Annotated in this window: 8 protein-coding genes; 3 read left to right on the forward strand and 5 right to left on the reverse strand. The window is 46.6% G+C overall.

Annotated features, from left to right (window positions below):
- Nucleotides 1-184 precede the first annotated feature (184 nt).
- The 5 genes from nagB to B3Z75_RS02005 all read right to left on the reverse strand — a co-directional run bounded on the left by nagB (nt 185) and on the right by B3Z75_RS02005 (nt 5154).
- On the reverse strand, nt 185-994 hold the full coding sequence (nagB, locus tag B3Z75_RS01985; protein ID WP_294067199.1) for a glucosamine-6-phosphate deaminase: 810 nt from the start codon (nt 992-994) through the stop codon (nt 185-187).
- 10 nt (nt 995-1004) lie between these two features.
- Complete coding sequence (locus B3Z75_RS01990) at nt 1005-2240, reverse strand: FprA family A-type flavoprotein (protein WP_294067270.1); 1236 nt, start codon at nt 2238-2240, stop codon at nt 1005-1007.
- Nucleotides 2241-2371: 131 nt separating this feature from the next.
- Nucleotides 2372-3271 carry a prolipoprotein diacylglyceryl transferase gene (lgt, locus tag B3Z75_RS01995; protein ID WP_414702847.1) on the reverse strand — a complete coding sequence of 300 codons (900 nt, stop codon included), beginning with the start codon at nt 3269-3271 and terminating at the stop codon, nt 2372-2374.
- Between the two features lie 31 nt (nt 3272-3302).
- Nucleotides 3303-4202 (reverse strand): diaminopimelate dehydrogenase, encoded by a 900-nt coding sequence (locus B3Z75_RS02000; RefSeq protein ID WP_294067201.1) that lies wholly within the window; start codon nt 4200-4202, stop codon nt 3303-3305.
- 157 nt (nt 4203-4359) lie between these two features.
- Nucleotides 4360-5154, reverse strand: coding sequence for a rhomboid family intramembrane serine protease (locus B3Z75_RS02005; RefSeq protein WP_294067203.1), 795 nt, complete (start codon nt 5152-5154; stop codon nt 4360-4362).
- An 85-nt stretch (nt 5155-5239) separates the two neighbouring features.
- Between B3Z75_RS02005 and B3Z75_RS02010 the strand changes: the two genes are divergently transcribed.
- Genes B3Z75_RS02010 through B3Z75_RS02020 form a run of 3 tightly spaced genes read left to right on the forward strand, consistent with a single transcriptional unit; the run spans nt 5240 to nt 9872 of the window.
- On the forward strand, nt 5240-7180 hold the full coding sequence (locus B3Z75_RS02010) for a glycogen debranching enzyme N-terminal domain-containing protein (RefSeq protein WP_294067206.1): 1941 nt from the start codon (nt 5240-5242) through the stop codon (nt 7178-7180).
- Nucleotides 7181-7240: 60 nt separating this feature from the next.
- The gene (locus B3Z75_RS02015) at nt 7241-8500 is read left to right on the forward strand and encodes a glycosyltransferase family 4 protein (protein WP_294067208.1); all 1260 of its coding nucleotides are present in this window, start codon (nt 7241-7243) and stop codon (nt 8498-8500) included.
- 31 nt (nt 8501-8531) lie between these two features.
- A complete protein-coding gene (locus tag B3Z75_RS02020; RefSeq protein ID WP_294067210.1) occupies nt 8532-9872 on the forward strand; it encodes a glycoside hydrolase family 57 protein in 1341 nt (446 codons plus the stop codon).
- Nucleotides 9873-9977 lie beyond the last annotated feature (105 nt).

Below are 9977 nucleotides of genomic sequence, written 5' to 3' on the forward strand. Positions count from 1 at the left end.
GTGGAGCCAAAACGGGTACGTTACAGGAAGTTGTAGCCAGAAATTTTGTGAGGGTGTATCCCAATGTGATTTCACCCTCTTTTTATTCGGATATCTATCTGAGACATATCCCAATATTCATTTCTCAGGAGGTTAAATTTTATTTTGAGACAGCCTCTTTATAACATTGTAGCCCCAAAGATTACTACAACAACGAAGCCGGATCAAGATTATCGTGCTCAATATCCAGAAAGTACTTGTATGTACCCACCTTCAGTTCGCTACAGGCATCATAGTCTGTCACGATAATACCCTTCTGGTGCATCTGCAGGGCGCTGATGGTCCACATCTGTGTGATAGCTCCTTCCACGGCATGATACAGTGCGCGGGCCTTATGATGTCCGTTGACCAGGATGAGTACCTCCTTTGCATCGAGCACCGTCCCCACTCCCACAGTGAGTGCTGTTTTGGGTACTTTGTTTACATCGTTGTCGAAAAACCTTGAGTTGGCAATCACCGTATCGGTTGTCAGCGTTTTCACCCTTGTACGTGACGAAAGCGATGAGCCCGGCTCGTTGAAAGCAATGTGTCCGTCCGGGCCTATACCGCCAAGAAACAGATCGATTCCGCCAGCTTCGGCGATCGATTTTTCGTAAGCGGCACATTCGGCTTCGGGGTCTTTCGCCATGCCATTGAGGATATGCACATTCTCTTTTCTGATATCGATATGCCGAAAGAAGTTGTTCCACATGAAGGTATGGTAACTCTGCGGATGGTCAGCCGGTAGTCCGATGTACTCGTCCATGTTGAATGTAATCACATGTTCGAAAGATACAAAGCCGGTTTCATACAATGCAATCAGTGCTTTGTAGGTTTTCAGCGGGGAGGATCCGGTGGGTAGTCCCAACTTGAAAGGTGTCTCTGCCGTGGGTTTTGCCTTGTTAATTTTCGCTGCAATGTAGTTTGCAGCCCACTGTGCCATTTGGTCGGCATCGGGTTGAATAATCAGTCTCATATTTTTATTATTAATGACAGTTTGCTGTGTTGTTCGGAACGACCTCTGCTCCGGAGAGTATTTTATGCGCTATGCACTGCCCCAGGTTGCGAGCTTTTTCCGTCACTTCCGAAAGCATCGCCTGCTTCATGACTACCGGCTCGCCGATCATCTCAAATTCCGAAGCTTCGGCAAAAGCAGCCAGCTGTTTGGCAGAGGCGTCGGACCAGGTGAAACTGCCAAAGCAGCCAAAGAAGCGATTTTTCACATAGCGGCTCTGCAAAGCCGAGAGCAGGCTTTCCACAGCAGGATAAAGCTTGTTGTTATAGGTTGGTGAGCCAATGAGCAGTCCCTTGTAAGCAAAGACATCGCGAAGGACATCCGATGCATGGCTCTTGGATACGTTGTGCATCACGATCTTTCTCAAACCCTGTTCCGCTGCGGAGGAGGCGATGATTTCAGCCAGTTGTTCCGTGTGTCCATACATGCTTCCGTAAACAATAACCAATCCGGGGTCCGCTTCGTATCTGCTCAGCTGATCGTATAGGTTCACCACTTCGGCGATGTGTGTTTTTTGTGTCCACACGGGTCCGTGCGTGGAACAGACAACATCGATCTTGATACCGGATAGTTTCTTGAGGGCTGTTTGTACCGGAGAACCAAATTTTCCGACTATATTGGCATAATATCGAATCATCTCGCTCCGGTATTTCTCGGGAGTGATCTGCGTATCAAGCACGCCGCCATCGAGTGTACCAAAGGTGCCGAATGCATCTGCACTAAACAATGTTTTTCTTTCGGGTACATAGGTCATCATCGTTTCCGGCCAGTGAACCATGGGTGTAAGATAAAACTGCAAGGTGCAGTTGCCCAGACACAGCGTATCCATATCCTGTATCAGAACCACATTGTCCGTGATACCATAAAATCCTTTCAGCATGTCGACGGTTCGTTTGTTGCCGACAATGCGGATTTCTGGATATTTGGAGACAAGCCATGCTATAGAGCCCGAATGGTCGGGTTCCATATGGTTCACAATCAGGTAATCGATAGGCTTGTCACCCAGCACCGATGTAATTTTGTGAAAAAAAACATCGGAATAGCAACCGTCTACCGTATCAATCAAGGCAGTCTTCTCGTCGGCGATGAGGTAAGCATTGTATGACACCCCATAAGGAAGTGGCCATAAGTTTTCAAAAAGATGTTTGGTGCGATCGTTCACACCTACATAAAAAATATCTTTTGCAATTTCAAGAGGTTTGTACATATCTTCAATGTTCATTTGTCAGAGGACAGCGGTTCGTGATCGGATGCCTGTAATCTTAACTCCAAGCTTCTACGGGAGAAAAATCTGGGCCGGGAGAGCCACATGCAGGGTGTTGATACCTCGCAGCCGGTTTATTTCTTCTTCGGTTTCGTTTTCGGTTTTGGAAGTTCTGATTGTTTGGGTGTGATCTCTACCTTGGCAGGTCGTCGCAACGCATTCCAAATCATCCATACTCCCCATAGGATGAAAGGGATGCTCAGCCACTGTCCCAGAATAAGACCGGTACTTTCCCGCATGGCAACTTCGGAGGGAACTTGCACATTTTTCACATATTCCACAAAGAAGCGGAACAGAAAGATGATGAGAATCCCCACGCCGGTAATGAGCCCTTTCCGGTACTTCGCATCGGTCTTCCAGTAAAGATACATGGTGATAGCAAAGACCAGCAGGTAAGCCAATGCTTCATAAATCTGCGTAGGGTGAGAAGGTTCGGTAAAGATGGGCTCTGCTCCACGCATCCATTGGTGAAGATTGTCGATAAAACGAAATCCCCAGGGCTGATCCGTAGGGCCTCCATAGATTTCGTGATTCATCAGGTTGCCTAAACGAATCATGGCGGCAGTGAAGCCCGTAGGTACCATTACCCGGTCGAAGGTCCAAAGCATGCTGAGGTGGCTGACTTTTCGCGAATAAAGCCATACGGCAATGATGATACCGATCACCCCACCATGGCTGGCGAGTCCGCCTTCCCACACCTTCAGTATCTCGATGGGGTTGGCCAGGTAATAAGCCGGTTCATAGAAGAGACAATGCCCGAGGCGTGCCCCCACAATGATGCCCACGATCATGTATACGAAAAGAGAATCGAACCATTTCTCGGGAAGGTCTTCGTGCTTGAAGATCTTTTGAACAATATAGACAGCCACAATCAGGCCAATGACCCACAACAGCCCGTACCAGCGAATCTCACGGCCAAAAACGGTGAAAAGTGCGGGATCTACATCCCAGGTAACAGAAAGTAATATATCCATCAGACTTGAATTTGTGACAAAGTTAATAAAATTACACGAGCTTTTTAATCCATGATTCTTTTTCCCCCGGCAACAAATCCACTACCGGAATTTCAATCATCGTATAGGCTCCCGGCAGTTGTTTCATAGATGCGCGGGCAGCGCCGACGAGCACCTGTGCCGTGAGTGCGGGGTTGTTGATACGCATATCAAAGCGGAACAGCTGGTTCTGTGTAATTCCAGACACCCCTTTCCGTTCCATCAGTACGCCGTGTCCCATATCTTTGAGGGCCTCCACATCTTCAACTTGAAAAACATGAGTCTCATCATGGGCAAAATAATCATCGGCTTTAATGGCTTGAGCTACGGAGTGAAAATCGTACCCCTCCTGCAACTCAATATAAACCATCCTGCGGTGTACGCCGGTGCCGGCAGGAATAGTCATGGATAGAGCCGCCCTGACACCAGCAATGGCCTTCACAGCCACCGTGTGTCCCATACTCATGCCCGGGCCAAAGTTGGTGTAAGTGACTCCCCGTGGTGCCAGCGCTTCAAGCAAGGCGCGGATCACCGAGTCGCTGCCCGGATCCCATCCCGCTGAAATTATGGAAACAACGTTGTGTTTCTTTGCCTCTTCATTCAGTGATTTGTGCAACGGCAAAATTTGACTGTGGATATCGAAACTGTCCACCGTATTGATTCCCAACTCCAGGCACAACCTGGCATTTTGTTCCACAGTACGTGTGGGAGTGCAAAGTATCGCTACATCCACTTCTTTCAATGACGACACGGTATCTGTCACCTGGTATTCTCTCAATTCACGGGGGATATCCTTCACATTGCGCCGGATAATACCTGCAATTTCAAAGTCTGGAGCGCATTCCAGCGCTTCCAGTACATATTTCCCGATATTTCCGTAACCGATTATTGCAGCTCTGATTTTCTTTTGCATAAGTTTTTTTTTGAAACTTTTTTGGAACAATTTTATTGGGGAACAATTGGATCGGTAAATTCAATATCTTCTCCCTGATCATATTTTTTCAGTTTACAAAAATAAGTAAAAAGCACAAATCAACAAATACACTCCGTGGATCTCCGTAAAGATTAACTTATTCCGGCTTATCTTCCTGTGTAATCTCAATTTCGGGAGGGCCTTTTTCAGGCTCATCTTCATAATCCTCTCCATCCCATTTCTCTGACGGCTTTTGTGGGCCTTGTTTTCGAAAGAGAATCGACAACAGCAACCCACTAACTGCCCCTGACAAATGTCCTTCCCAGGAGATTGACGGATCCACCAGCTCGGTAACGGGAAAGATGCTCCACACGGTGCTTCCATAGATAAAAGCCACGATCATGGAGAGAGCCACCAACGGAATGTGTTTGCGAAAAAGACCACTAAAAAAGAGAAAAAACAGGATGGCGAAAATCAGTCCGCTAGCCCCCACATGGATGGAGCTACGCCCGATGAGCCAGGTTGTAAATCCGCTCAGGAACCACAGAGATACAAAAACACCGGAGGCTATCTTGCTGTAAAAGTAAAATAGGAACCAAATAAGGATAAGCAACGGAAGTGTGTTGGACAACAGATGAGAGAATGATGCATGAATGAAAACAGAAAAGATGATTCCTTTCAGCCCGTTCACCTCCCCGGGTCGAATACCCCATTGGGAAAAATTATCTCCGAACAGACCGGCATGATCAACAAGAAAAGTCAACCACATGAAAGAAACGAAGACCAGGGAAGGTAGTAACGCCAGCCACATTCGCTTTTTCTCGAAGGCAAACCGGGATATCTCTTTTTCGTCCATATTTTCGTTAAAGTTAAGAGAGAACTCCTTATCAACACAAATATACAACAATTGTGCAACCGGCTCAATAATGGAGGAAATATTGTGTTTATTCATCCCTTTTGCTTGTGATATAATTTCAATTTTACTATCTTTCGCAGGAATTAAGTGCCATTTACCTTACTACAAATTTTATTTAGCGATGAGTTATCTGAAATTCGACAAAGAGCTGATGATCAATTTGGAGTATTCTCTCTACCGGAACGTATTACGAACCAACCGAAGAGGAGCTTATCAAAACACATCGATATCGGGCTGCAACACAACCAAGTACCAGGGATTATTGGTAATGCCTGTGCCTTATTTGGACGACGAGAATCACCTTATCCTGTCGTCTTTCGACGAAACAGTCATCCAGCATGGTGCTGAATTCAACCTGGGAATACACCGGTACGCAGGTGACAATTACAGTCCGAAGGGGCACAAGTATATACGGGAGTTCAATTGCGACAGCGTACCCAAAACTATCTACCGTATTGGCGGTGTGATCCTGTCGAAGGAAATCATGTTCTCCTCGAAAGAAAATCGTTTGATGATCCGCTACACCCTGCTGGATGCTCATTCTCCCACGACCATCCGTTTTAAACCGTTCCTGGCTTTTCGAAAAATATCGCAACTCACTCACGAAAATGACCAAGTAGACCGCTCCTATCGCGAAGTGGAAAATGGCATCAGCACTTGCATGTATTTTGGTTACCCCGAACTGTTTATGCAGTTTAACAAAAAGCCGGAATTTATTTATCACCCCGATTGGTACCGCGGTATTGAATACCTACAGGACCTTCAGAGCGGTGACACGTATCAGGAAGATCTGTATGTGCCTGGCTATTTCGAGATGTCAATCGCCAAAGGTGAAGTGATTATTTTTTCGGCCGGCGATATTCTCGTAGACACAGCCAACCTGGCCCATGAGTTTGATTTAGAGATATATTCACGCACACCACGTTCCAATTTTTATAACTGTCTAAAGAACTCCAGCCACCAGTTCTATTACATACCCAACAAAGGAGAGCACTATCTTCTGGCAGGATACCCCTGGTTTAAGGTGCGGGCGCGCGACCAGTTTATCTCTCTACCCGGTTGTACTCTCGCCGTAGACAAAGTACAGGATTTCGAAAAGACAATGGATACCGCCATCCCCCACTTGAGAAATTTCATGACAGATAAACCGTCAAAAAGTTTCATCAAACAGATAGAAGACCCTGATGTTTTGCTGTGGGTTGTGTGGGCATTACAACAATACCGGAAGGAGCAAAAAAATACTTTTGTGGAAAAATACAGCGACTTCTTGTTCGAGATCATCGACTACATCATTGCCGGGAAGCATCCTAATCTGGTGTATCATGGGGATAACGGACTGCTAACCACCTACGGGCACGATGTTGCCGTAAGCTGGATGAATGCAACGATCAACGGACGGCCGGTCATTCCCCGTTCTGGCTATCTGGTAGAATTTAATGCCCTCTGGTATAACGCCCTGAAGTTCTCAGAAGAGGTGGCACGCGAAATAGGGAGCGAGCCTCAGGCCACTAAGCTGGAAAACTACTCACGACTAGCCGGCAACTCTTTTTTGGAAGTTTTTCTCAACGATGCCGGATATCTGTATGATTACGTAGACGGCTATCACCGTGACCTCAACGTGCGGCCCAATATGATCTTCGCCGTTTCACTACCTCACTCACCGCTGGAAAGAGGGCAAAAGAAATCGGTGATCGACTTTGTAACCAAAGAGTTGCTCACCACATGCGGCATCCGTTCCCTCACGCCCAAAAGCGATCAGTTTCATCCTCATTACACCGGTTCTGAGCATGAAAAACAATTGGCCTACTTCAACGGAATGGCATTTCCCTGGTTACTGGGTCCCTATATTGAAGCATACCTCAATGTTTTTCACATGAGCGGATTGTCACTGGCCGATCGGATTATGGTGGAAATGGAAGGAGAGATGCAAAACGACTGCATTGGCACCATATCGGAATTTTATGATTCCAACCCACCCTTTATCGCACACGGCGGTTACTCTTTTGCAATGAGCGTCGGGGAGCTTCTCAGAGCACAAAGGATTATCAACTCATACACATAAGAAAAAGAAACAGAAACATATACCGGAGGCCCTGCTCCGGCAACATCAAATATTGGACACATGAAGGCATTAATGTTTGGCTGGGAATTCCCGCCACATATTCTCGGAGGACTGGGAACAGCAAGCTATGGACTGACAAAAGGAATGGCCAAACAGGAAGATATGGAGACGATTTTCGTTATTCCCAAGCCATGGGGTGACGAAGACCAAAGCTTCATGAAGATCATCGGTGCCAACAACACACCCATTGTTTGGCGCGATGTTCCCTGGGAGATGGCAGAGGCAAGGCTCGGGAAACTTATGAATCCTCAGGAGTACTACTGGATGCGCGATAACATCTATGCCGATTTCAGCTATATGCACACAAACGACCTGGGATGTATCGAATTTTCAGGTCGGTATCCTAACAACATACTGGAAGAGACCAACAACTACTCCATCGTGGCCGGTGTGATTGCTCGAACCTACGATTTCGATGTGATTCACTCACACGACTGGCTCACCTATCCTGCGGGCCTGCATGCAAAGAGCATTTCGGGTAAACCCATGGTGATCCATGTGCACGCTACCGAGTTCGACCGGAGCAGGGGTAAACCCAATCCCATCGTCTATGGCATTGAAAAGGACGGCATGGACAATTGTGACCATATCATCTGCGTGAGCAACCTTACCCGCCGCACGGTGATTGAGAACTATCATCAGCCCTACTGGAAGGTGACAACCGTGCACAATGCCGTTGAACCACTCAGTCCGGAGATTGCATCAATTAAAAAATTATCGGGCGTGCAGGAGAAGGTGGTTACCTTCCTGGGAAGGATCACCATGCAGAAGGGACCGGAGTTTTTTGTGGATGCAGCTACCCAGGTAATTCGTAAGACCGCCCACATCCGGTTTGTCATGGCCGGCAGCGGTGACATGATGGACCAGATGATCCGCCTGGTGGCAGAACGTGGTATCGCTCACAAATTCCATTTCACAGGCTTCCTGCGTGGCAAGCAGGTCTATGAAATGCTCAAATCGAGCGACGTATATGTGATGCCCTCCGTCTCGGAACCTTTCGGTATTTCTCCCCTTGAGGCAATGCAGTGCGGTGTACCGAGTATCATCTCTCACCAGTCGGGTTGTTCGGAAATTCTGAATAACGTGATCAAGACCGATTACTGGGATGTGGATGCGATGGCAGATGCCATCTATTCCATTTGTACCTATCCGGCCATGGCAGAGTACCTGAAGGAAGAAGGAAAAATTGAGGTAGACAACATCAAGTGGGAAGATGCTGGCCTGAAGGTCCGCAGAATTTATGACAGCCTCATGCAATAAGTATAAAAATCAACAACCAAAATAAATAACGATGAAGACAATCTGTTTTTATTTTCAGATCCACCAGCCTTTCCGGTTAAAAAGATATCGTTTCTTCAATATCGGCAGAGATCATTATTATTTCGATGATTATGCCAACGAAGATATTCTCCAACAAATAGCCGCCCGGTCATATATACCTGCCAATCGCATGTTGCTGGACCTTGTGAATCAGTATAAGGGAAAGTTCAAGGTAGCATTCTCGATCTCGGGTGTAGCGCTTGAACAACTGGAAATTTACGCTCCCGAAGTAATCGAAGGATTTCGCGAACTGAGCAAAACCGGAAACGTGGAGTTTCTTGCCGAAACTTATGCACACTCGCTCTCGAGCCTGTTTGATCCGGAAGAATTTCGCAATCAGGTTACGCACCATGCCGAAAGAATAGAGATGCTTTTTGACCAGAAGCCAACCGTACTGCGTAATACAGAACTGATCTATGATGACAAGATCGCCGAGATGGTATACGATATGGGGTATACCAAAATGATTACGGAAGGAGCAAAACACATTCTCGGCTGGAAGAGTCCCAATTATATCTACCAGGCCGCCAGTGAACCCAAGCTGAAACTCTTACTCAAAAACAGCCGTTACAGCGACGACATCACCTATCGCTTTTCGAACTATAGTTGGAATGAATATCCGCTTACGGCTGAGAAGTTTATCTCCTGGATTGCCGCCACCCCTTCGGAAGAGGAGGTGTTCAACCTCTTTATGAATTACGAGACACTGGGAAATATCCAGCCTTCGCATACGGGTATTTTTGAATTTATGAAAGCTTTGCCCCGTTTTGCTTTTGAACATGAGATTGGCTTTAGCACACCCCGGGAAGCACTGGAGAACAACAAACCCATTGGCGCGATCACTGTGCCCAATCCCATATCCTGGTCTGACGAAGAGCGGGATGTGAGTGCCTGGTTGGGAAATAAGCTACAGCAAAGTGCGCTGAAATCGCTGTACGAGGTTGGAGAAAGAGTGCGGCTGTGTACCGACCGGCGACTGAAACAAGACTGGCTCTATCTGCAGACAAGTGATCACTTTTATTACATGTCGACCAAGCATTTTGGTGGTGAACAGAGCCAGTTCAGCCCCTATATGTCTCCCTACGATGCCTTTAACAACTATATGAATGTATTGAGCGATTTCATTGCGAGGGTAAAAGCACAATATCCCGACACCGTCGACAACGAGGAGTTGAACGCCTTATTGACCACTATCCACAATCAGGAAATGGAGATTAAGCGTCTGCAGATGGAACTGAAAACAGTGATTGGGAGTAACGAAGCATTGCTGGTAAAAAAAATCAAAAAGACAGAAAAGGCAGGAAAAGATTAATCCACAGAAAAGAGGCTGTCTCAAAATAAAATTTAACCTCCTGAGAAATGAATATTGGGATATGTTCTCAGATAGATATCCCAATAAAAAGAGGGTGAAATCACA

The sequence above is a fragment of the Proteiniphilum sp. UBA1028 genome (genome assembly GCF_002316955.1).
In the GTDB taxonomy this organism is placed as follows: Bacteria; Bacteroidota; Bacteroidia; order Bacteroidales; family Dysgonomonadaceae; genus Proteiniphilum.

Coding starts and splice junctions, on each gene's coding strand:
- nagB (WP_294067199.1), bottom strand. CDS start 994: ATGAGACTGATTATTCAACCCGATGCCGACCAAATGGCACAGTGGGCT.
- B3Z75_RS01990 (WP_294067270.1), bottom strand. CDS start 2,240: ATGTACAAACCTCTTGAAATTGCAAAAGATATTTTTTATGTAGGTGTG.
- lgt (WP_414702847.1), bottom strand. CDS start 3,271: ATGGATATATTACTTTCTGTTACCTGGGATGTAGATCCCGCACTTTTC.
- B3Z75_RS02000 (WP_294067201.1), bottom strand. CDS start 4,202: ATGCAAAAGAAAATCAGAGCTGCAATAATCGGTTACGGAAATATCGGG.
- B3Z75_RS02005 (WP_294067203.1), bottom strand. CDS start 5,154: ATGAATAAACACAATATTTCCTCCATTATTGAGCCGGTTGCACAATTG.
- B3Z75_RS02010 (WP_294067206.1), top strand. CDS start 5,240: ATGAGTTATCTGAAATTCGACAAAGAGCTGATGATCAATTTGGAGTAT.
- B3Z75_RS02015 (WP_294067208.1), top strand. CDS start 7,241: ATGAAGGCATTAATGTTTGGCTGGGAATTCCCGCCACATATTCTCGGA.
- B3Z75_RS02020 (WP_294067210.1), top strand. CDS start 8,532: ATGAAGACAATCTGTTTTTATTTTCAGATCCACCAGCCTTTCCGGTTA.